Origin of the sequence: Paenibacillus glycanilyticus, from assembly GCF_030161375.1 — a bacterium.
GTDB lineage: Bacteria > Bacillota > Bacilli > Paenibacillales > Paenibacillaceae > Pristimantibacillus > Pristimantibacillus glycanilyticus_B.
Genome location: NZ_BSSQ01000005.1, coordinates 174,230 through 198,191, shown reverse-complemented (window position 1 = coordinate 198,191; position 23,962 = coordinate 174,230). Strand labels below are relative to the sequence as shown.

Sequence of the window (23,962 nt, the reverse complement as noted above, 5' to 3'; positions counted from 1 at the left end):
CTCTCGATTAAGCTCCGTCAGCCATTTAATGAAAGGTTCGGACATCCCATTAGGGGCAGACCTGGCGCACGTAAAGAAGTGGAGGAGCAAGACATAGACTTTTTTTGATCAATACAACAGAGATGCGCAAAATTCGGACAGGCTATGGCCTGTCTTCTTTTTAAAGATTTTCCCGAAGGTATGCACGTCGGCATAGCCCACATGATGGGCAATTTCCGTAACGCTCATATTGCTTTGGATTGCTAATTCCTTTGCGCGCTCGATGCGGAGCTGAATCTGGAATTGCATTGGCGTAGTATCGTAAGCATCTTTGAATCGGAGCAGAATATAATTCTTGCTCCATCCCGTCAACTGTTCTAATTGCTCGTATTTGATAGTCTCCGCGAACCGCTCTTTTATATAGTTTTTCAGCAGTACCAGATTCGCATGAGCCTTATGCTTGATGTGAGATTCTTGCAGCGAAGCGATATCCGATGATAACGCAACGCTACGTTGGTCGCGCAGCAGCGTATATATAACTTCCATAAGGAGAGATTGCGCCCTTAAGCGGTGAACGCGCTCAGGTTGATGATATTCCGCGGGGATCGCGGTAAGCGCAGACTCTAAGGAAGTGCCCTCGTAACTACCCACATAATGAAGTCCTGATAGAAGTTCTTCCAGTGGAAATGAAGTAGACCCGAAGTGAAACACTATCGAGACGCATACATAGGGCACCCCTTCCAACGTTCTAACCTCGTGTTCCTCATTTGGAAAATGAACAATGAGATCCCCTTTTTTGGTTTCATAGCTTTGATCTTCGATACGATAACTGGCAGCCCCGGCAAGTACATATTGAAATTGATACTGTCTGAACCTTCGAGGACCTATTGTCCAACCCTTGGGGGCATTGAAGACATGGGCAAGCGAGATATAGGGAGGAAAATAAACTCCTTCTACGACTTGAGCCGCTTCCACCGGTTGAAGAAAGATAATTTCTTCGGACATGACATTCACCTCTATCGAAGTATATCACAGCATGCGAGTTGTTCAGTGAATATAAGTATACACTTACGTTAAGTTTCGATCACATAATCACTGGTGGGATTGCCCATAATAAGCGCATATTACCTTCGGTTGGAGGCATGAAATATGGTAACCGCCACATATGCGTGTATCTTCATTATGATGTTCCTAATGATTATCATAGTGGATATGTTTGTTGCCCAGGATAGCTTTATGACCTCCTTTAAAGAATTAATGGCGGGTAGGCAAAAGCTCCTTGCTTATATCGGTTACGGTTTACTCGCCAGCCTGATTAGCGATATTGGAATAGCAAGGCGCAAACGCGCCAATGCTGCCTCGCAAGAAGAAGGTGCAAGCAAGTGACTGTGCCAGCGGTCGAGAAGTTGTCCAGGTGGCAGCTGTTTGTTGTCATGGTTACCTTCGAGCTTGGCAGCGCGCTTGTTGTAGGTGTCGGCAATGATTCCAGGAAAGATGCTTGGCTTGCGCTGATTATCGGAGCTATTGCAGGTCTGCCGCTAATTTGGATGGTAAGCTGGATGCTCAGGTTGTATCCGGGACAGACCATATACAGCATACTCAAAATAACGCTTGGCAAATGGATCGGAAATTTGTTGGTCATCGGTTACGTGATCTACTTTTTATATCTTGCCGCTTACGTCATGCGCGACTTTATAGCGATGATGAATGCGGCGGTGCTGCCAAGGACGCCAGCTGGCATTATTGGATTTACGCTGATGTCCGTCGTGGCGTATATCGTATATTTGGGCATCGAGACTATCGGCAGAATGGCGGAGATATTTGCGCCCTATATGTTGCTGTTTACGGTTGCAATCGTGTTGTTGTGTCTAATGAGCGGGGAAATTAATCTTCACAATCTGCTTCCCGTGCTTGGAGATGGCTGGCATCCCATCATTAAGGATGTATTCCCCGCGGTACTGGGGTTCCCGATTGGCGAGATGCCACTTATTCTGATGGTATTAATGGCATACATAAAGCGAGTAGACAAAGGTTTAGGGGTTGGAATGGCAGCTTTGGGAACCGGAACCTTTCTGCTTATCATTTCGATTGTGCTGCAGATTAGCGTGCTTACCGCGGATGGCAAAGCGAGGGCTAGCTTTCCGCTGCTTAATGTCGCCCGCTTAATCTCGACTGCCGAATTTCTGGAGCGTATTGAGCCGTTGGTGGTGTTCCTCATGATGCTTGGCATTCTGCTCAAAATATCGGTTTTCACGATACTTGGCGTTCAGGGACTGGAAGCGGTAGTTCAGGTGCCCTATCGTCATTTTTCCTTTCCGATCAGTATGATTGTGGCGTTTATCGCCATTGTTCACGCGAAGAGTTTCACGGATCATATTATTAAGGGCACGAGAATGCTGCCAACTTATTTTCACATGCCGTTCCAGGTCTATATTCCGGCTGTCCTCTTCATTATTTTGCTGATCAAACATAGACCGACAAAAGGAAAAGTAGGTGAAGGCACATGAGCGGAATTGAACTTGAGGACGAGAAGATGAGTCAGCCGCTCCAGCCGTATGCAAAAAGCTGCCGCTTTGTTCTCGAGGAGAAGTTTGGCCATACGACGGATTTCTGCCTGGAGGAAATCAGTCAAAGCGGCTGTCTGGGAATTATCTGCTATTTGAAGACGATGGTCGATCTTGACGCCATTCAAGAAATTGCGGCGATGCTGCAGGTCGATGGTAAGGGGAGGCAGTTTGGACCGCTAGAGGAAGAGGCGGCTCGTGCTTACGGAAGCCGAATATTCACGACGATGTCCTTGCAGTACCCTGCTACTCTGCGGGAAGTGATGGATCATATTCTAAACGGTTATATGGTCATTTGTTGGGATGGCCTTCACGAGGCAATCGCCGTTCCGGTGCAAGGAGGCGAGCAACGCGCGGTGTCGGAACCAACGACTCAGACCGTCGTAAAGGGTCCTAAGGATTCCTTCACGGAGTCGATCGTTACGAATATGAGCTTGGTCCGCAGGCGAATCAAGAGCGAGCATCTTCGCTTTGAATCCATGACGCTTGGAGTAGATACGAGAACGAGCATTGAGCTCCTCTATATAGAAGGCATAACGAATATTCGTATTGTAAATGAGGTTCGGGAACGGCTTGGCCGAATTCAGACGAGCTCCATCCTGGATTCGGGTAGCATCGAGGAGTTCATTACAGACTCCAACCTGACCCCATTCCCGCTGCTGCTAAGCACCGAGCGGCCAGATAGCATTGCCGGCGGATTGCTGGAGGGCAGAACGGCTATCCTTGTCGACGGGACTCCCTTTGCTTTGCTGGCGCCTGTGTCTATCCATGATTTCTTCCAGACGCCAGAAGACTATTACCTTCATTTCTATATCGCAACTTTCATTCGGTGGATCAGATATGTAGCGTTCTTGATTGCACTGCTATTGCCGGCACTCTTCGTCTCGGTCATGACGTACCATCACGAGCTGATCCCGACAAATCTGCTTATTAATCTGATGGCTCAGCGTGAAGGCGTACCTTTTCCCACTGTCGTTGAGGCTTTCTTGATGGAACTTACTTTCGAGGTTCTGAGAGAAGCGGGCATTCGCATGCCGCGGGCGATTGGGCAGACGGTGTCCATAGTAGGCGCGCTTGTTATCGGACAAGCCGCCGTAGAAGCGGGGATTGTTTCCAACGCGATGGTCATCATCGTATCGCTGACCGGAATTTGCAATTATGTATCTCCGAGCTATAGCTTCGCCAGTTCAGCTAGGCTGCTCAGGTTTCTGCTCATTATATTAGCGTCAGTTCTAGGGCTGTATGGAACGCTGCTTGGGGTTGTCATTATTGTTGCTCATCTGACCGGACTCCGCTCCATAGGCGTGCCTTACTTAAGCTCCACGGCTCCTTGGATAATGGAGGATCAAGACGATGTGTTTATAAGGCTGCCGATGTTTCTTAATCGCAAGCGTCCTAGGCTGCTCATGCCGCAGCAAGTCACCAAGCAGTCGTGGCCTTCTAAGCTGCTTGGGCGCAAAGGAGGAGGGAGCAATTGAAGCATCCCTTCCTCTCCGGACTATGCTCGGTGATGCTCCTGCTGGTCTTAAGCGGGTGTTGGGACCATTACGAGCTTAACAATATGGCGATTGTCTCCGGCATCGCTATCGATGCGGGCAAGCATGATAAATACAAAGTAACGCTGGAAGTTATCAATCCCGGAGAAATGACGTCTAAGAAGTTATCCGGGAATATGCCTAGCGTGGTCTACAGTTATGAAGGCAAATCGGTAGTTGAAGCCATTCGCAGAATTAATACGGGCATTCCCCGTAAAATGCTGTACTCGCATATTCAACTCGTTGTCGTTAGCGAGGAGATTGCAAGAGAGGGCCTTCTCAGCTTTCTCGATTATTTCGAATCGAATCGGGAATTCCGCGAGAATGTGAATTTTGTCATGACGCATGGGAGCCCAGCAGAGGATACGCTGAAGATATCCCATCCCATGGTGAGAGTATCCTCGTTCAAGATTGTCTCCCAAATGGAGCTTGGGGAGAAGGAATGGGGAAGCGATCCGATGATCAAATTAAGAGACTTCATCTTGGCTTGGCAATCGGATACTAAGGAGCCTCTTCTTGGCGCAATACGCGTCAAAGGAGATGTGCAAAAGGGCAATCAAATCACCAACATGCGCAAGATCGAGCCGTCTGCGCTTGTGGAGCTGGCAGGTTCAGGGGTATTCCACCATAATCAACTGCTCGGCTTTCTGTCGCTAGGGGATACGCGCAACGTTCTGTGGGTGCAGGGTAAGCTGAAGCAGTCCGTGTTGACTTTTGGATGCGGAGAACCCGGCAAAATGGGTTCGTACAACGTCATTAATTCTTCAACGAAGAAGAAGGTCAATTATACGGACGGCAAGCTAAAGATTGATATCTCGATCTCGATCCAATCCTACATCTCATTTATGGAATGCAAGGTAAGGCTATCAGACAACCAAGAAATCAGCAGACTCCAGAAGCAAATTGAAGCTTACATGGAGGATCAGATCAAGGGGACGGTAAGCAAAGTGCAGCATAAGTACAAAGCCGATATCTTCGGGTTCGGCGACCTGCTCGATATTCAGCAGCATCAGCAATACAACAAACTGAAGAGCAATTGGAGCCCGGTGTTCGAGGATGCGGACGTGAAGGTGAAAGTGACAGCCAATATCAGGCAGTCCGGAATTACGACAGATAGTTTCTTGCTGAAGGCACCAATGGTACGTCCCGAAAACGAGCAAGAAGCAACAGAACCGGACTAGACAAGCTTAGAGGTTGAGCAGACCGTTACTGCCCGACCTCTTTTTTTTATGCGGCGCTCCGGCTAGTACCGCTCAAGATCACGTATCATTTCCGATTTGTCGAACAAGGTTTCGTTGGCGGAAGACATATTTCGTGCAGAACGCCGCAGATATAATTGGAAGAGCGGCGACCGCCTATTATACGAGAGGAGTTTAATAATGAATCAAACCGTTACGAGTGATCAATATAAGTGGAATAGCCTTAGAATCGGTGGAGGCGGCTATGCTACAGGTCTAATTATTCATCCCAAAGAAGAAGATCTTATCTATGTTAGAACGGATGTGGGTGGTTTATACCGCTTCTTTAAAGAGGAAGAAAGATGGATTCAATTGATGGATTCGTTTGGTCTAAGCGAGCGTAATTTCTATGGCATTGATTCTGTTGCGCTTGACGCCCAGAATACGGACGTTATTTATGCAGCGGCAGGTAAATATAGCAAAGAAGAAGTGATGCAATACTTCGAAACGGATATAGACGACAATCCTTGCGATGTCCTTAGGTCACGAGATAGAGGTATGACATGGGAGAGAACGAACCTTAACAAAGATTTTAGAGGCAATCTAGCCATGCGATGGAATGGCGAGTGTATCGCAGTCGATCCGTCTAATAGTGACTATGTTGTCTGCGGTACACGAAATGACGGTCTCTACATGATGGAACAAGCGACGAAAAACGATAATTGGAGACAACTTTCCGGTGTTCCGGACGGAATGAAAGGAAATGGGATCAGAAGTGTTATGTTCGATCCCAATAGCGTTGTTAATGGCAGATGCCAGAGATTTTTTGTTGGGATATGCGGTGAAGGCGTATATGAAACGCTAGATGGCGGCGAAACATTCCAAGTCATTCCGAACACGCCATTGATGCCGAATCGTATGAGTATGAATAGCGAAGGTACGTTATTTATTTCAGCCGGTTATTGTGATGCACGAACGACAGACGTGACTAGTGGCGTATATAAATATGAGTCAGGTATTACAAAAAATATTACACCAGATCCCGTTTACAAAGAATATACGGGGATATCCGCTGATCCAACAAATCCGGATCGAGTGGTGTGTTCGGTTAGGTTTAACGGGTTTTGGAATCCCATATTTATTACGCTTAATGGCGGCGATAGTTGGGAGTTGGTTACCAACCAATCCATTGCCGAGGCAGATGTACCATGGTTTCCTAGTTGCTACTTTAGCGCAGCCACTTCCAGTATAGTAATAAATCCGCATAACCCAAGCCAAGTGTATTTGACAGACTGGTATGCGATTTGGCGAACAGATGACCTATCACAGAAACCGCGCCATTGGAAGTCTTATACGCAAGGATATGAATCTATGGTTAGCTTCACTATGATTTGTCCTCCCATTGGAGCTAATATCATTACAGGTATTGCGGACAACGATGGTATGCGCCATACCAATTTGAAAGAAAGCCCGCTACATAAACATGGTGGTCCACAGATGCAAGAAACAACGGGTATTGACTTCTGTGAGAGTAATCCGAGCTTCATGGCTAGAGTTGGTTCTTGGGAATGGGGCAAAACTGGAGGCGGTGGCTACTCCTGTGATAATGGGGTCAATTGGACGGCATTTAAAAATTGGCCTTTTGGCGCAAATGGCAAGTTAGCTATGAATCCGGTAAATGAGAACAATTTTGTTGTTCTTCCCATTCAAGACACGCCCAAAGTAACCTTTGATGCAGGTGTCACCTGGCAAGAGTCTGTAGGCGCGCCAAAAGGCAGCGTTGAGAAATTTTGGTCGAATAATCATTGCCTTGCTTCTGATCGAGTCCAAAACAATGTGTACTACATTTATCATCTTGGCGAGGTTTATAGAAGTACCGATGGGGGCATGTACTGGATGAAAGTCAGTGAATTGCCTCTTGAGACTTTCTCAAACATGAAAGCAATGCCTAATAATAAAGGCCATGTGTGGGTTAACCTGAACCATGAAGGCATATACGCATCCTGTGATTTTGGAGATACCTTTACGAAATTGCACAATGTCGACCAGGCTTATTTATTTGCTTTTGGCAAGGGGCTTAGCGAAGACATGCCTGCAGTCTATGTATATGGACGCGTGGGCGGCGTTGAAGGTATTTTCCGATCTGACGACAAAGGTACGACTTGGATTCGGATTAACGATGATGCAAACCGCGTCGGCAATGATCCTAACTGCATGGAAGGCGACAGGCAAGTCTATGGTCGCGTATATATTGGTACAAACGGTAGAGGCTACTATTACGGTGAAAAAGAAAGTTAAATGAGAGAACGTTTAATAAAACAGCAGCAGTCTAGGACTTTGTTTTCTCGTCCATGGCTGCTGCTGTTTCGTTATTGTTGGGTCATTAGTGATTTTGGCAACTTAATTGATGATTTGGGATAAATACAAATACGTTTTGGAGCGTTTACAATGAAGGTGTATATCATATGGACCGCAATTGGCAAACGTTTGAGGCATAAATTTCATACGCTTCTGAGGAGGAATACGGGAAATGGGTTATAAGATTGGTGTTGTAGGTGCAGGTCAGTTCTCAAAATGTTTTATCCCTTTATTTCAGGCGCATCCGTTCGTAGACCAGGTGGCGCTAGCAGAGCAGCGGCAAGACCGGCTCGACAAGTACGCCGAATTCTTCGGGATAAAAGAGACTTATCGTTCGCTTGATGAGATGCTGTTGAGCGATGTTGATGCGGTTGCGATCTTTACGCAGCGCCATCTTCATGGCGAACAGACGTTGAAGGCGCTTAAGGCCGGCAAACATGTATACTGCGCCGTCCCTATGGCACAATCGAAAGAAGAGATTGCGTTGATTCTGGATGCGGTAAAGGAAACGGGTCTTATCTATATGACCGGTGAGACGAGCTATTATTATCCAAGCACGGTCATTTGCAGAGACCGGTTCAAGGCGGGACATTTCGGTAAATTCGTATATGGGGAAGCTCAATATTTGCATGACATGCTTCATGGTTTCTACGATGCCTTCAAACATTCCGGCGGAGAGGACTGGAAGAAGGTGGCGGGAATACCGCCTATGTATTATCCGACCCACTCCGTTAGCATGATTCTGTCCGTAACGGGAGCAAGAGCGACACATGTATCTTGTCTCGGATACGTCGACGAGCACGAAGACGGTATTTTCCGCAAAGACGGCAACCTGTGGAATAATCCGTTCAGCAATCAGAGTGCTCTAGTTCGTACATCCGATGGCGGAATGATGCGCGTGAACGAATTCCGCCGTGTCGGATGGGGCGGGAAGAACAGTGTGTACATGAGTATGTTTGGCACTAGCGGCAGCTTTGAAGAACATGCGGGCGGCTCGGTTTGGTCGAACTTAAAGTGGGGACAGGTCGAAGATCTGACTTCGGATCTGGATTGTACGGACGAATATGTAGAAGTTGCGGAAGACGGGGAAGGCACGCATAAAGTTCTCCATCACGATTTCCACGCTTCGCTGGCGAAAGTTCATCACAGCTACCGGCTACCGGAGAGCTTTGACGGTCTTCCGAACGGCCACTTTGGTTCCCATCAATTTCTTGTAGATGATTTTCTGAAGGCCGTCTGGACCAAGAAATTGCCTCCTAACCATGCTTGGAGAGCAGCGGATTATATCATGCCGGGACTAATCGCCCACGAATCGTCTTTGAATAATGGAGAGATGATGGAAGTTACGGATTTCGGCAAGCCGCCGGAGAACTGGGAACTATTGGACCCGGATAGCTTTGTAGCCTATCGTTTCTAAATAGAATTACATAAGGAGTGGCCGGCCCCTAATGTACGAGGAAGCAGACAAAGAACTGCTTCTTTTTTTTTGGCAACGACCGCTTTATCTCTTGTTGAATGACAATATCTCTTGTGTGCTATTGGACACAACTTTATAAACTTAAGCTAAATACAGGGTATGGAGAACGACTTATACTTGGATTAAACATGGATAGCAGTCGAATGGAGGAGGAATTAGGAATGGGCGTTGTACAGGCCAAGAGGGATTATAGCCTATCGGGTCCTGAGAATAAACGGGCTCTGGAAAGCGGATTGGCTTCGGCGGAATGGTATGCCAGCCCGATACCCCGCAAGCGTATGAAAGAGTTAATGAAACGCAAGAACGGCCCCGCTATCAGGGACACCGTCATCTGGTTAGCCTTGTTAGTTGGCTCGGGTTTACTAGCCTTTCAGGCATGGGGGACTTGGCTTGCCATACCTGCCTTTTTGATCTACGGCATCCTATACGCTTCTCCTGGCGATTCCAGATGGCATGAATGCGGACATGGGACGGCTTTCAAAACACCGTGGATGAATGAAGTCATCTACCAGTTCGCTTCTTTTCTTGTGCTTAGACCGGCTACGCCTTGGCGCTGGAGTCATGCCCGTCACCATACGGATACGTACATCGTTGGGCGGGACCCGGAGATCGCGCAGCCTCGCCCGCCCGTGTGGAGGATCATCCTGATGGAGATCATGCATTTGTACGCAGGCCCCAAAGATATCAAACGGATGTGTCTTCACGCATTCGGCATGATTGATAAAGAAGAAAAGGAATACATCCCGAAATCCGAATATCGCAAGACATTTTGGGAATCACGCGTATATTTGCTCATATTTGCGGCGGTTGTCGCGGCATGCCTATATACGCAAAGTATACTGCCCGCCATGTTCGTTGTGCTGCCCTCCTTCTATGGATCGATCCTGGTGCTGACGTTTGGTCTCTGCCAGCATCTCGGTTTGCATGAAGACGTGGTAGATCATCGCCTGAACTCGAGAACGATCTATATGAATCCGTTTTTCCGTTTCATCTATTGGAACATGAATTACCACATTGAGCATCATATGTTTCCGATGGTCCCTTATCATGCGTTGCCGCAGTTGCACGCCGAGATGAAAGGGGACTGCCCCAAGCCGTGCCGGAGTACGTGGGCGGCTATAAGGGAAGTTGTAAGCGCATTGCGGAAGCAGGGAAAAGACCCTGCCTACACGATTGTGCGAGAGTTGCCGGTGAGCGCACAGCCTTACCGCTATAAACCAATTCCCGTTGAAGGAGGAAATCATTATGCAAGAGCCATGGATTGAAGTATGCGATTCGAATGACATTGAGGAGGAGGATGTCATTCGGTTCGATTACGGCTCCGTTACGCTGGCTGTGTACCGGTCCGATAAAAATGCGTTTTATGCTACAAACGGCTACTGCACCCATGAACGCGTTCATTTGTCCGATGGATTAGTCATGGGAAACATAATCGAGTGTCCGAAGCATAATGGAAGATTTGACTATACAACCGGCCAAGCGAAGAAGACGCCGGCTTGTGACGCGCTTCAAACGTATCCCGTGAAGGTGACAGGCGGCAAAGTGTATGTGAGGATTGAGTAAGGAGATGAACGTGATGACGATAGAGTCGATTGTTATTGTAGGTGCCGGCGAAGCTGGAGCAAGGGCAGCGATAGAACTGCGGGAAGGTGGATTTAATGGGGAGATTACCATTGTCGGCAGAGAGAACATGCATCCTTACGAACGGCCCCCGCTGTCAAAGACGGTTCTTCTTATGCCCCAGACGCCCGCGCCCGCAACGATCCTTGACGAGCAGAAATGCGGCGCATACCAGATTAATCTAATCACGGGCAAAGAAGCGATCAAGATTGAGCGTGGGCAAAAGCGGGTTGTTTTCGAGGACGGGAGCTCGAAGGGATATGACAGGTTGCTGCTTGCAACGGGAGCCAATCCGCGCAGACTGATGCTGGAAGGATCCGACACCTCCGGTGTGATGTATCTTCGCACGTATGCCGATGCTCTTGTTCTCCGCTCCAGATTGTCAGCCGGGAAGAGGGTTGTAGTGATTGGCGGAGGCTTCATTGGGCTTGAGGTCGCGGCAAGCGCCAGGGAGACGGGATGCGAGGTCACTTTGCTTGATCTTGCGCCGCGCATTCTAATGCGCGGGGTACCGGCTCAAATTGCCGGCCAAATGGAAAGCCGGCACCGCGAGGCTGGCGTTCAATTCAAGCTCGGGACGGGTATCGAGCAGATTCATGCACCCGCAGGGCGCGAGCATGCTGTCACCTTGTCTGACGGTACCATTCTGAAGTGCGATGTCATAGTAGCGGGTATCGGCGCCATTCCGGAGACAACGCTGGCTTCCGCGAGCGGACTGGTCGTCGATAACGGCATTGTCGTGGATGATCAGCTCCGTACGAGCGATCCTCATATATATGCGGCGGGAGATTGCTGCTCGTTCCCTCATCATTTGTTCGGCGGTCAGCGAATGCGGCTTGAAGCATGGCGCAATGCGGTTGATCAAGCGATTGTTGCCGCTAGGAATCTTGTGGGCGGCACGGAATCCTACGCGGCCGTACCTTGGTTCTGGTCCGATCAATACGATAAGACGCTCCAGGTTGTTGGACTTCCGGATCTCGGATGCGTAACCGTAGAACGGTCGGGATTGAACGGGAACCAATTGTATGTCCATCTTGACGAAGAGGGGACGATTGTTGCCGCCAGCGGCATAGGAGACGGAAGCCTCGGGAAAGAGATTCGCATTCTGGAGAAGCTTATCGAGAGACGGGCGAAGCCGTCTTCGGAACAATTGTCCGATCCCGCGATCCGATTAAAATCTTTGCTTTAAAGCATAAACGTGAGAGGAGTTCTGGTATGCAATTTTCGAAGTTTGCCGGTTCAGACGAAAGCATCACGCGTCTCGGCTTCGGAGCTATGGGATTAGGAGGGACGCTTGGATCCTATCAGGAGGAAGAGTTGATCCGTTCTGTTCTGCATAGTCTCGAAAAAGGCGTTAATTTAATAGACACGGCACGGGCTTACGGTGATTCCGAGAGGCTGGTCGGCAAGGCATTGAAGGAATGGACAGGCAAAAAACCGTTCCTGGCAAGTAAAATTCAGTCTCGTTATCCTGGCGGAGTGGGCTGGGGTACGGTCATACCGGTGGAGGAAGCCTTTCCGAAAGGTTGGCTTCGGGAAAGTACGGAGATCTCCCTTCGGGAGCTCGACGTCGACTGCATCGACCTCATGCAGCTTCACCAATACTGGCCTCAATGGAACAAACATGAATATTGGCTGGAAGAGTTGCTGCAGCTTAAGCAAGAAGGGAAGATTCGCTATATCGGCGTTTCTTTGCCGGATCAACGGCATGATATCGCTCTTCCGCTCGTGCAAAGCGGTATGGTGGATGCCGTTCAAACGGTTTTTAATATATTCGATCCGCTTGCGCTCGATTGCCTAATCCCGTTCTGCCAGGAGAACAACGTAGCCTTTATTGCCCGCTGCATCATGGATGAGGGAGGGTTGAGCGGATTCCTGACCGAGGATACTAAATTCGAAGACAGTGATTATCGCAAATCGTTTTTCGATTATGTGCCTAGGAGCATGTATATGGAACGCATAGACCGCTTGCGTCAATTCGTTCCGCAATATGCGGACAGCCTGGCGGAGCTTGCAATCAAATTCGTGTTGAAGCATCCGGGCGTGACGACTGCGCTTGTGTCCATGCATGTGCCTGAATATGCGGACCAGAATATTGCGGTACTGGCGAAGGATCCGCTTCCGGACGAGGTGTTTGAGGAAATTTTCCGCTATCATAGGTGGATTAGAAATTTCTATGACACCAAGTTCTGGTGATGCGTGATGAATAAAGTACGTTGGTCCGAATTGTTGCCCTCAGAGTTCCAGCAGCGCCAAACCGAGTGTCCTGTCGTCTATCTGCCTATGGGGCTTTGCGAGCCCCATGGTCAAATTGCCGCATTTGGACTCGACACGATTAAGGCCGAATGGCTCTGTGAACAGGCTGCCGCGCAAGTCGGGGGAATTGTCGCTCCTTCCCTTGGCTATCATATCCACGAATCCGGCTATCACGCCAGATGGCTTGAAGATACGGTAGGCGAGAATAACGCATGCATGACAAGCATGCCGCCGCATGTTCTGCTCCCTTTCTTTCTCTATCAGCTTCGGGCCTTTGCCAATGCCGGATTCTTAGGGATTATTGTTATCTCCGGACATAGCGGAGGGAATCAGCTGGACTTGCGCCGAGCTGCATCTTTATTCGAAAGTTATTGCGGGGTTCGGGTATGGGTGGCCAGCGATCCGGAATTGGCGGCGGGAAGCTTCGAAGGCGATCATGCGGGCAAATATGAAATTTCGCAGTTGATGTACATTCGACAGGATCTTGTTAACTTCTCTAAGTTGAATTTGCACAATGAGCCTGGTTCCGGTGGACCTTTGGCTATTGGAGAAGATGCGCCGGAGGCCAGCGAAAAACTAGGGCAAGCGATCATGCAAACCTGCTTGCATAGCTTAGTTACCGGAGCCACCGCTATGTCAACTGATCTGGTTGAAATACGCCATTCGGGACGGTTGGCTCCAAGAAGGTTAACCTATGACGACGTAGAACGAATCTGGACGGAACTTCGGAAGCAGTTCAATGACTGGGTGAGTGTGTCCCCCCATCCAGGGCAGCCTGCCGTCTCTGCTGAGTCGCAATGGAAGCCGTACGAAAGTCCGTCAGCAATAGGAAAAGAATGGAGCCGTGAGACATGAAGAACGGGTTGGGGGCGTACCAAGGCGGGATTGCCAGTAAAACCGCGTATCAAGGATTACAAGCGATTGAGTTGGAATCCGATAAGGTCAAGCTTATCGTCATTCCGGAACTCGGAGCAAAGATCGTGTCCTTGCTTTACAAGACGACAGGCAAGGAATGGCTTATTGGTTCCGATGCTCGCGAACTGTATCCGGTTGCGTACGGTTCTGACTTCGGCGAATCCGGCATCAGTGGTTGGGACGAATGCTTTCCGTCCATTCTGGCCTGTGACTATCCCTGTGAAGGTCCTTACCTCGGAAGTCCGATTCCAGACCATGGCGAACTCTGGTCCATTCCGTGGAATTCTGTTATTGGGGATGGCTTAATCGCTTGCTCGGTTGATGGGCGCTCGCTGCCGTACACCTTCACCAGAGAGATTAGCTTTGTTGAGGACCAGACATTACGCTTCAATTACTCCTGCACGAATCGTGGTTCGGATACGCTGTTAGCCTTTTGGTGCGCACATCCGCTCTTTGCAACCACCGCGCATTCTGAAGTGATCCTCCCGGATGACGTGGCCCAAATCCTTTGCGTCGACGGTGGCAATCTCTTACAGGAAGGAAGCTTGTACAGCTGGCCGAAAGGCGACGAGGTTCTCCCTTATCCGATAAACCGTATTGGTCCTGCTTCGAACCGGGATTCCCGCAAGTTCTACGTAAACGGCGAGATTAGAGAAGGACATGCGGGATTGGTAGAACGAAATACAGGAGAGTCTATCGCACTGCGCTGGTCTGCCGAAGAAATTCCGTACCTCGGCATATGGATCGACGAAGGGAACTATCTCAAGAACTCTGTCTGTGCGATTGAACCTTGCAATGGTTTTTATGATGATCTCACGCTTGCCTACAGGAACGATAAGTTGATGAGGATTAAATCGGGAGAGGTTATATCTTGGCAATTAGACGTAAGGCTTGATGGATAGAAACGAAGATTGTCATACAAAAGCAGAAGATTACCCCATGGAACGAGAGCTGAATTCAGCTTATACTTAATCATGCATTTCATAATTGAAGGTTAAAAGGTGTTCATTCTAGTCCTAGCGGTTTTCTGCTAGAATTGAAAGGAACATCTTATTTTTTTTGGTTAACGGGCAGTCCGAAAAGCGTTTAAGACAGTCTAAGAAGCTAGGAGGAGAGTTCGGTTGTTCCGTTTCATTAAAAGTTCCTTGCAATGGAAGCTTATTCTCATGATCTCCTGCATTGTCATCCTTGTCGTTATTACGATCGGGGGATTTAGCTATTACAAGAGCGCCAGGGCGATTGAATCCGATGCCCAGCGCTTCAGCAATCAGATTTTGAAGCAGGCCACATTGAATTTGACCCGGTATATAAACGATAACGAACAGTTTTTCCAAACGCTTGCGGTCAGTCAGGATTTCCAGGCTTGGACGCTACTTAAACCAGGGGATACCTATCAGAACTACACGAAGCTCAAGGACATGGAAAATCGGGTGATTGGCCCTTATATCAATTTTCATCAGGAAACGCTTTCCATTATTTTGTATAACGAGAACGGCAATCAAATGGTATATCGCAATCCCATTAGGGATGCCGTATTAAATACGGAATACTCTTTCTCCGACTCGGGACTGAAAGAAAAGATAGCGGACACGGGCCGGATTCAGTCGTTTGTGCAGCTTCGCAACGATTACAAAAACAGCAACGGACAATTTATCCGAATTCCGATTCTGACCTATGTGCAAAAGCTGTATTACACCGATCAACCCGTGTATTTGGCCGTGGATATTTCCTTGCTGCCAACTCAGCAAATTCTAGATCAGATTGAACTGGGGAAGAATGGCCAAGCGATTATTGCCAATGAAGACGGCAAGATTATTTCCGCGCCGGATCTCTCCATGATTAATGCTAATCTGGAAGATTCGCTGGTAGCCCGGATGAAGAGCGAGGCTTCTGCCTATCTGTATGATAAAAGCAAGATGCAGATGGTCGTCTATCAATCCATTCCGAAAGTAAATTGGCGGGTAGTGGTGTTTGTACCTTATAAAGATTTGGCACAGCGCATTATTGAAATTCGGAATTGGACCGCTGCCATTGCCATGCTTAGTCTAGTCATTGCCATTGTTCTCGTCTATCTAGTGGCGCGTTCGGTTACGAGGCGCATTAAGGTACTTCGCAGGACGATGACAACAACGAAGCTGGGACGCTTTGATATTCGCACCGATGTGAAAGGTACGGACGAAGTTGCCGATCTGGCGGAGACGTATAACTTGCTGCTTGACCGCATCGATTCTTCCATCCATCAATTGGCCGAATCCAAGATGGTTCAGCAACGGGCCGTATTGTCTGCCCTTCAGTCTCAAATCAATTCCCATTTTCTGTATAATGCTTTAGAGTCTATTAATGCCATGGCGAATCTGGCCGGACATCAGCCCATTCGCAAATCGACCATCGCGCTTTCGAATATGCTGAGGTATACGTCCAATTATAAAGAATCTGTAGTTACCCTTGAAGACGAAGTGAAGCATATTCGGGATTACATGCTAATTATGGATCATTTATATCCCAGCGAGCTGGAGTTCCGATTTGAGATTCAGGCCGGGATTGAGCAATCAGCGTGCCTGAAGGCTTGCTTGCAGCCCTTTGTGGAAAACTGCATCAAGCATGGTTACGAAATGACCGGTGAGCGATTAAGGATTGTTATCTCGGCTTACCGATGGGAGAACGATTACGTCCGCGTGGATATCGAAGATGACGGAGCGGGCATATCCGGCGAGAAGCTGAGTGAGATCCAGGAAGCGCTGGGACAAGTGCAAACCGAACAGGATTTCCTGCAGCTTTCGAGAATCGGCATTCTGAATGTTCATTATCGTATTAAAACATTTTATCCGCATCATAGTCTTGCGGGTATCACAATAGAAAGAATGGCGGATGAAGGCGGGACTCGCGTTAGCGTTATTTTCCCGAATAAACCAAAGGAGAGAACTGGCGGATGATACGCGTACTTCTTGTAGATGACTCCTCTCTGATTCGTGACAGTTTATCTTTATCAATAGAAGCTTACCATCCGACGACCGTAGTTGCCGGGACGGCTGCCAATGGCGTGAAAGCGCTGGATTGGCTAGATAATCACTATGCGGATTTATGCATAACGGACATCCGCATGCCGGTCATGGACGGGCTGGCGCTCATCGGCGCAATCAACGAGCGGTATCCCTGGATGCGCTGTATGGTTGTTTCCAGTTACGATGATTTTCAATACGCTAAGCAGAGTATTCAATTACATGCTCTGGATTACATTCTGAAGCCGGTGGATGAGGAGCTGCTCTTCCGTGCCTTGGACAAGGCTAGTGAAAAGTTGGACGCGGATCGTCATCGAGTTGCAGCCCAGTTAATGCTCAAAAAGCTGCCTCATCATAAACAATGGGTGGATAAATGGCTGGAGCATATTCGAACTTTGCATGTAGAGACGCTGCCTCTTCTAATTGTAGAAACGCTGGAATTGCTGGAAAGCTGGGTAGCAGGCAACTTTAACTTGCTGAATCCGTTAAGCAATCTGTGGCTAAGCACGATCATCGAGGAATTGACTTCCGACCGCATAAAGCTAGCGCTGGAGGAGGGCAACGATATTGGGCTTGGCGAAGCCGCCCTGTCGCTGCAAGAGGTTCGAAGCTACTTCCGGTTATGTGCGGTTCGAAGGCTGGAAGAAGGCGCTTATCAGCTTGTGGATGCGATGAGGGGCATCCGCGATCAGCAATCCGTAAAGGTTATCGATAAAATAAAAATGTATATCGACCGGCACTACGGAGAGCAGATTAATCTTCAGGAGCTTGCGGATCACGCAGCCATGAATAAAACGTATATGTGCACCTTATTCAAGCAGGAAACCGGAATGACGATCGGCACATACACGGTAACGGTGCGAATGCGCGAAGCTCGCAACATCTTAATGGCAACCACGGAAAAAATCTACGCGATTGCCAATCAGGTTGGTTATGAGGACGTGACGTATTTCTCTCAATTGTTTAAGAAGCATTATGGGTTAAGCCCGCTCGATTACAAGAAACGGATGAAATCCTGATTTTTCGTCACAAAAGACTGTACCGTGCGACGCGCGGTACAGTCTTTTTTTGCTATTTCCCGAAGATTGTCGTAGTAAAACGAAACCTCCTCTACTGTTTGGCGGAAGACAGCGGACCTATAATGATAAGCAAACCGAAGCGAGAACAGACATACAGGAGGAATGAACGATGCAATTAATGGGAGACGCACTGACAGTATTGGGATCAAGGCTGGGATTTGCCTGGGATCCGGTTAACCGGCAATCGTACCTCGTCCGGCATGGCAACCATCCCGGCTTGCCGATTCAGATTAGAGCGGGAGTGACGCTCGGAGAGCGGGTGCTGACGCTTCCGCTGGCGCAGGAGGGACAATCCTTCGAGTTCGTTGATCAGGAGATGACGGCGACAACGATGACGTTAAGCGGCATCGATCCGGAGACGGGTATTCACGTGAAGTTAACGGCCCGCATTCCGTTTCGTCCGAGAGATAACTTTTTCAGTACGGTGCCAGTCATTTATCTGAGTCTCGAAGTGGATCGCTTGCCTTCCTCGTACCGCTGGATTGCGCAGTACGACGAAACGGTGGAAGGCAAGCTGTTCTTGGGCTTCTCGGGAGAAGGATTTGCCTTTAGCTCCGCTCTAGAATCGAATGCGGCGGGAATTGAAGCTGTATATGAATCCGTTGTTTTGCGGCCGCAAGACGAAGGGGATCATCAGAGCGGAATTCGCACGGAAGAGGAAACCATATCATGCCGGGATCACATCTCAATTCTTTCGGGCGTGTGGGAAGACGACTGCGTGACGGCATCCTTCTCGCTGGGCAAAGGAATGAAAGGCGACTCCCTATCCCTTGCATGGTGCGCTTGGGATCAGCCCGTATTGAATGTATTGGGCCATCGCAGTCCATTCAAATATACGCAAAGCTTTGCCGGACTTGATCAGGTTGTTGAATGGTCCATTCGTCATGCCGATGAAGTAGCGGATAATTCGGAGAAGGTCGATCGTATTCTGTCCAATCATACGCTTGGAGAATCTACTTCTAAATTGCTGGCTCAAACCTTGCACGCCTGGCTGCTGAATACATGGTGGGTGGTAAGGGACAACGGGCAAGACTGGTTTACCGTGTGGGAGGGCAATTGTTACTTCCATTCCACCGTCGACGTGGAGTATACGCAAGGGCCGTTCTATCTTGCGTTCTGGCCGGAGTTGCTGGAGCTTGAGCTTAATGAATGGCCATTCTTTGGCAAAGACGGGAAGCTTCTGCTCGGAGAACGGGGCGAGGGTACGCTCTATTTATCCCATGATATGGGGGTATTCGGCGATAGCACGAAGCAGTATTACCCTCACGAGATGGAAGTCGAAGAAAGTACGAATTACATTCTTCTGGCTTTCGCGCATTGGCGGAGATCCGGCAAGGATGCTACGATTGTTCGGCATAGCGGGTTTATCCGTAAATTAATGGCTTTTATCGCTTGTTGCGATACGACCGGAAACGGCATCCCGGATAAAGGCTGCGCCAATACCGTCGACGATGCTTCTCCTGCCATTCAATACGGCTCGGAACAAGTTTATTTGGGCGTGAAGTCATTGGCCGCAATTCAGGCAGGCATTCAAATCCTACGTCATGCGGGCGATGCGGACGCTAAGGAATTGGAAGTCTATGAGCAGTATGCTCAGACGGCTCTTGCGACCATCGAGGAGAAGGGGTGGCTGAAGGATCATTATGCCGTCACGCTGTCGAGAACGATGGACGGAACCGTGGATCCGTGGACGGGCGAGCCAAAGACGGGCGAGCTGCTAGGCTGGGATGCTTATCATATTTATACGGTGAATGGCCTTTCCTTGCTCGATATGGTCGGCCATCGTACCGGCTTGCTAGATGAAAGACTGCGCCTGGACATGGAAACGGCAACGGACAAAACATTGGGCCGATACGGCTGCCGCCATACGAGCTATGAAGACACGGAGAACGAAGGTCAATTTATTCCGGGACTCGCCAGTCACTCGGGCAAAGTAGGCTGGATATCCATGAATATGCTTAGAGACATCGCCGCGGCCTACCGGGGGCTGGATCTCTTCCATCTCATAGAGAATTACTGGAGCTGGCAAACCACGACCAATACGCAGCAGGTGGCCTTGTTCTTCGAAACGTTCTACGGCAATAACCTGAGCTTCTATCCAAGAGGCGTAGCCGTGTTCGGTTATTTGGATGCGGCAGCGGGCTTCGTGTACGATGCGGTTGCTGGGAAGCAATCTTTTGCCCCGGTTCGAGGGTCGCTGCAAGTGCCTATTCTTTTGTTCGCCGATTGGGAGAGGGGGACGGTTCCCCTCGTTAAATCTAGCTTTGAAGGCGGCCGTTTGACTTATCGCGTCGAATAACGCAAAGAACAGAAGATTGCCATGAACTTCGAAAGATTCCCCACTAGGACCGTGAAACAGCCGTTTATATAATAGAAATATAAACAGAGAAGAGGTGGGACCTATGAATAACGAGATCCTAGAAGCAGCTTCGGTCCAGGTAAAGAAGCCGTTGTCTAACAGGAAACGGAAAACCGGAGAGCTGAGTTTCTTTCAATTCGTGAAGAAAAACAATGCCCTCTATATCATGTTGATTCCCGTCTTCATTTATTTTATAACCTTCAAGTACATTCCTCTGCTTGGCAGCGTTATTGCCTTCAAGGATTACAACATCTTTGAAGGTTTTCTCAAAAGCAAATGGGTCGGATTTCAATGGTTTAAACTCATGTATACGAATCCGGAGTATGCCCGATTAATTAAAAATACGCTGCTGATCAGTTTGTACCAAATCGTGTTCTCTTTCCCGGCGCCGATTATTCTAGCATGCCTGCTGAATGAGGTTCGCAATATGGGCTTCAAGCGCTGGGTGCAAACGGTTTTGTACTTACCGCATTTTCTGTCTTGGACGCTCGTCTACGGCTTGGCTTACATGATGCTTTCGGTGCAAAGCGGCCTCGTCAACGGCATGATTGAAGGATTAGGGGGACATGCATTCGATTTCTTGCAATCGCCTTCAGCGTTCCGGTCCGTCGTTGTATCTGCCGGCATATGGAAGGAGATGGGCTGGAGCACGATCATCTTCCTGGCTGCTTTATCCGGCATAAATCCTTCGCTGTACGAAGCGGCCAAGATAGATGGGGCAGGGCGCTGGAAGCAGTTCCAGAATGTCACGTTCCCAGGCATCCTGCCAGCGATTACGATTCTCCTGCTCCTCAAAATCGGCAACGTCATGGACGTAGGATTTGAACAGGTGTATATCTTCTTAAGCCCGATTACGTATGAGGTTGGGGAAATTTTGGATACCTATGCTTATCGTTTAGGCATTATGAACGGTCAATTTTCCATGACAACGGCTATTGGATTGTTCAAATCGGTCATTGGTTTTGTCCTTCTCGTGGGAGCGAATAAAATCAGCAAATCAACAACGGGCGAGAGCTTGTACTAGGAGGCAGCAAATGAAAATCAAACAATCCTTGGGCGAGAAATCATTCGACGTTTTCAACATCCTGCTGCTGGTCGTCATGAGTCTGGTTGCCGTTCTTCCGCTCCTTCATGTCGTAGCAGGCGCATTCTCTTCCAACAATGCCATCATCCAGTCCAGAGTTTCCTTCTGGCCGGTAGAACCAACCTTGCAGCAATTCAAATTTGTAGCGGCTAATGATGCGTTCTGGAAGGCCGGCTGGATGACGGTGAAGGTCGTCGTCATCGCGACTGCGCTCAATATGCTATTGACCGTGGTTGGTTCATACCCGTTATCCAAGTTGTATCTGAGAGGCCGCAGAGCCATCATGCTCTTCATTATTTTCACGCTGGTATTTCAGGCGCCCTTAATTCCGACCTATCTCGTCGTGAAGGAATTGCACATGATTAATACCATATGGGCTTTGATTGTACCGGGGGCAATCAGCGCGTTTAACATGATATTGTGCATTACGTTTTTCCGCAGTTTGCCCGAGGAGCTTTTTGATGCGGCGAAGGTGGACGGAATGAGCGACTACCGCATCGTGTGGCAGATTGTTGTTCCGTTATCCAAACCCATCATGGTGACGCTGCTGCTGTTCTACGCGGTTGGTCACTGGAACAGCTATTTCGCGCCGCTTCTGTACATTAACGATCGGCATCTCCAAACGCTCCAAATGTATATTTATTTCCTGATTGCGGCAGGCAGCTCGAACGACATAGCGGCAGCGGTAGCGGGAGATACCGGGGGCAAGCTTTTGCCGAAGGCACTTGAGATGGCAACGATTGTGCTTGCTACCGCGCCGATCGTGGTGATCTATCCGTTTCTGCAGAAACATTTCGTAAAAGGAGCTACGCTTGGCTCCGTGAAAGAATAACGCCGTTATGTCGACATTATGTCTTCATATATAGAAACATACAGGGTCACATATTAAAAAGGGAGGAATTTTCAAATGAACGCTTCGAAAAAATGGGTCAGCGTAGCTCTAGCGGTAACAATGGCTGGCGCTCTCGCAGCATGCGGCAACAATAATACGAATAACGCGAAGACGGAATCCTCGGCAAGCCCCGCAGCAAATGCAGATGCAACAGAAGCGCCAAAAGCGCCGGTTAAGATTAGCCTGTTAACGACGGATAATAGCCAACCTGTCCCAGGCGGCAATGCGATGGATGATCCTACGATTAAATACCTGGCAGAGAAAACGAACACGATTCTGGATATTACGTTTTTGCCCGCAGCACAGGCGGATAACCTGAAAAAGGTTAAATTCGCCAGCGGCGAGCTGCCGGACGTGATCTCCGATTATGGCGTGAACGGTGACTTGTATGCGAACAACCAATTGATTCCCTTGAATGACTATATTGATAAATATGGCCCTAACCTGAAAAAGGTTATTCCGCAAGCGGCTTGGGACGGCGTAACCCGTGACGGAAAAATTTATGCCATTCCTGAATCAGCAGCCGGAGATTCTAAGGTCAACCGCATGTTCTTCGTGCGCAAGGATTGGATGGACAAAGTAGGCATTACGGAGACGCCTAAAACACCGGATGAATTGTTGACCATGCTGCGCGCATTCCGCGACAAAGATCCAAACGGCAACGGCAAGAAGGACGAGATTCCATTGTCCGGCCGAGAGAACTTTACGTGGCTGGACACGATTCTCGGCATGTTCGGAGCGAACGAGTATGGAGCGACGGTTATTAACGGAGAGGTTGTGCCTTCGAACACGAGTCCTCAAATGAAACAGGCTCTTACGTTCCTCAAGCAGCTGTACGACGAGAAATTGCTCGACAGCGAATTCATGTCGAACAAACGCAATACATGGGAACAAAAAATTCAAAACGACCAAGTCGGCTTGTGGGTTCACGATCCAAATCTCGGCTGGGACTGGCAAGATAAATTAAATAAAGCGCTGCCCGGCAAAGGCGCAATCGTGGAGCCTATGATATCTCCTAAAGCACCTGGCGTGCAATATGCGGGCTTTGGCATTTCCGCTTACAACAAAACGTTCTCCGTTACCAAGAAAGCGAAAGATCCGGAAGCGATCGTCAAGTTCTTCGATTGGCTCGTTACGGAAGAAGGACAGGAATTTGTTACCTTCGGTATTCCGGACGTCACGTACACCAAAGACAGCGCAGGCAAAATTACTTATAACCAGCAAAAAGATACCGACGACAAAACGGCCCTCTGGAGAACCATTACGTTTAATCTAGCCGGTTGGAATCCTGATCTGAAAAAGGTTCAAGTCGGAGACGAAGCCGTAGCTAAATTGGAAGAGTTCTTCACCGTAGGCAAGCAAGAAGGCCAACCGAACATTCTGTTAGGCGCTCCGACGTTCAAATCTTCGCTGCCTGAGATCGGCGAGTTCGCGGTTCCCGGCACCATGTTTATTGAAACGGCGGCAAAAATCGTAATGGGCGACCAGCCTGTAGATTATTTCGACGAGTACGTGAAAAATTGGAGATCGCGCGGCGGCGACGATCTAATCAAGCAAGCAACGGAATGGTATAACGCGAACGGCAAGAAGTAAGGAAGCAAGCAGCTGAAAAGTGGAGACGAATCGTCTTCACTTTTCGTTTATTGCAAAATGTAAGCGTAATCAAT

19 protein-coding genes are annotated in these 23,962 nt (G+C 48.8%); 18 read left to right on the top strand and 1 reads right to left on the bottom strand.

Features of this window, described 5'->3' with window-relative positions:
• Positions 1-108: 108 nt before the first annotated feature.
• Positions 109-984: an AraC family transcriptional regulator gene (locus QQK89_RS06760; RefSeq protein WP_284237735.1), complete on the bottom strand. Its 876-nt coding sequence runs from the start codon at positions 982-984 to the stop codon at positions 109-111.
• 144 nt (positions 985-1,128) lie between these two features.
• On the opposite strand from QQK89_RS06760, the gene QQK89_RS06755 reads away from it, so the two are divergent.
• From QQK89_RS06755 to QQK89_RS06670, 18 genes are all read left to right on the top strand, one after another.
• Positions 1,129-1,365: a hypothetical protein gene (locus tag QQK89_RS06755; RefSeq protein ID WP_284237734.1), complete on the top strand. Its 237-nt coding sequence runs from the start codon at positions 1,129-1,131 to the stop codon at positions 1,363-1,365.
• Positions 1,362-2,486 (top strand): GerAB/ArcD/ProY family transporter, encoded by a 1,125-nt coding sequence (locus QQK89_RS06750; protein WP_284237733.1) that lies wholly within the window; start codon positions 1,362-1,364, stop codon positions 2,484-2,486. The genes QQK89_RS06755 and QQK89_RS06750 overlap by 4 nt, the downstream gene beginning before the upstream one ends.
• Complete coding sequence (locus tag QQK89_RS06745) at positions 2,483-4,021, top strand: spore germination protein (protein WP_284237732.1); 1,539 nt, start codon at positions 2,483-2,485, stop codon at positions 4,019-4,021. The genes QQK89_RS06750 and QQK89_RS06745 overlap by 4 nt, the downstream gene beginning before the upstream one ends.
• A complete protein-coding gene (locus tag QQK89_RS06740; RefSeq protein ID WP_284237731.1) occupies positions 4,018-5,259 on the top strand; it encodes a Ger(x)C family spore germination protein in 1,242 nt (413 codons plus the stop codon). The genes QQK89_RS06745 and QQK89_RS06740 overlap by 4 nt, the downstream gene beginning before the upstream one ends.
• Before the next feature lie 198 nt (positions 5,260-5,457).
• On the top strand, positions 5,458-7,554 hold the full coding sequence (locus QQK89_RS06735; RefSeq protein WP_284237730.1) for a WD40/YVTN/BNR-like repeat-containing protein: 2,097 nt from the start codon (positions 5,458-5,460) through the stop codon (positions 7,552-7,554).
• A 232-nt stretch (positions 7,555-7,786) separates the two neighbouring features.
• Positions 7,787-9,031, top strand: coding sequence for a Gfo/Idh/MocA family protein (locus QQK89_RS06730; RefSeq protein ID WP_284237729.1), 1,245 nt, complete (start codon positions 7,787-7,789; stop codon positions 9,029-9,031).
• A 221-nt stretch (positions 9,032-9,252) separates the two neighbouring features.
• Complete coding sequence (locus QQK89_RS06725) at positions 9,253-10,356, top strand: fatty acid desaturase family protein (protein ID WP_284237728.1); 1,104 nt, start codon at positions 9,253-9,255, stop codon at positions 10,354-10,356.
• Complete coding sequence (locus tag QQK89_RS06720; RefSeq protein WP_284237726.1) at positions 10,337-10,654, top strand: MocE family 2Fe-2S type ferredoxin; 318 nt, start codon at positions 10,337-10,339, stop codon at positions 10,652-10,654. Before QQK89_RS06725 ends, QQK89_RS06720 begins: the two co-directional genes overlap by 20 nt.
• A 13-nt stretch (positions 10,655-10,667) precedes the next feature.
• Positions 10,668-11,900 (top strand): NAD(P)/FAD-dependent oxidoreductase, encoded by a 1,233-nt coding sequence (locus QQK89_RS06715; RefSeq protein ID WP_284237724.1) that lies wholly within the window; start codon positions 10,668-10,670, stop codon positions 11,898-11,900.
• 26 nt (positions 11,901-11,926) lie between these two features.
• A complete protein-coding gene (locus QQK89_RS06710; RefSeq protein ID WP_284237723.1) occupies positions 11,927-12,907 on the top strand; it encodes an aldo/keto reductase in 981 nt (326 codons plus the stop codon).
• A gap of 6 nt (positions 12,908-12,913) precedes the next feature.
• Complete coding sequence (locus QQK89_RS06705) at positions 12,914-13,822, top strand: creatininase family protein (protein ID WP_284237722.1); 909 nt, start codon at positions 12,914-12,916, stop codon at positions 13,820-13,822.
• A complete protein-coding gene (locus QQK89_RS06700) occupies positions 13,819-14,784 on the top strand; it encodes a DUF5107 domain-containing protein (protein ID WP_284237721.1) in 966 nt (321 codons plus the stop codon). The genes QQK89_RS06705 and QQK89_RS06700 overlap by 4 nt, the downstream gene beginning before the upstream one ends.
• Before the next feature lie 219 nt (positions 14,785-15,003).
• Complete coding sequence (locus tag QQK89_RS06695; RefSeq protein WP_284237720.1) at positions 15,004-16,815, top strand: sensor histidine kinase; 1,812 nt, start codon at positions 15,004-15,006, stop codon at positions 16,813-16,815.
• Complete coding sequence (locus QQK89_RS06690; RefSeq protein ID WP_284237719.1) at positions 16,812-17,900, top strand: response regulator; 1,089 nt, start codon at positions 16,812-16,814, stop codon at positions 17,898-17,900. Before QQK89_RS06695 ends, QQK89_RS06690 begins: the two co-directional genes overlap by 4 nt.
• A 169-nt stretch (positions 17,901-18,069) precedes the next feature.
• Entirely contained in the window at positions 18,070-20,259 is a 2,190-nt protein-coding gene (locus QQK89_RS06685) for a glycoside hydrolase family 52 protein (RefSeq protein ID WP_284237718.1), read from the top strand.
• A gap of 103 nt (positions 20,260-20,362) precedes the next feature.
• A complete protein-coding gene (locus tag QQK89_RS06680) occupies positions 20,363-21,343 on the top strand; it encodes an ABC transporter permease (protein ID WP_284237717.1) in 981 nt (326 codons plus the stop codon).
• Positions 21,344-21,353: 10 nt separating this feature from the next.
• Complete coding sequence (locus QQK89_RS06675; protein ID WP_284237716.1) at positions 21,354-22,235, top strand: carbohydrate ABC transporter permease; 882 nt, start codon at positions 21,354-21,356, stop codon at positions 22,233-22,235.
• A 75-nt stretch (positions 22,236-22,310) separates the two neighbouring features.
• Positions 22,311-23,888 carry an extracellular solute-binding protein gene (locus QQK89_RS06670; protein WP_284237715.1) on the top strand — a complete coding sequence of 526 codons (1,578 nt, stop codon included), beginning with the start codon at positions 22,311-22,313 and terminating at the stop codon, positions 23,886-23,888.
• Positions 23,889-23,962 lie beyond the last annotated feature (74 nt).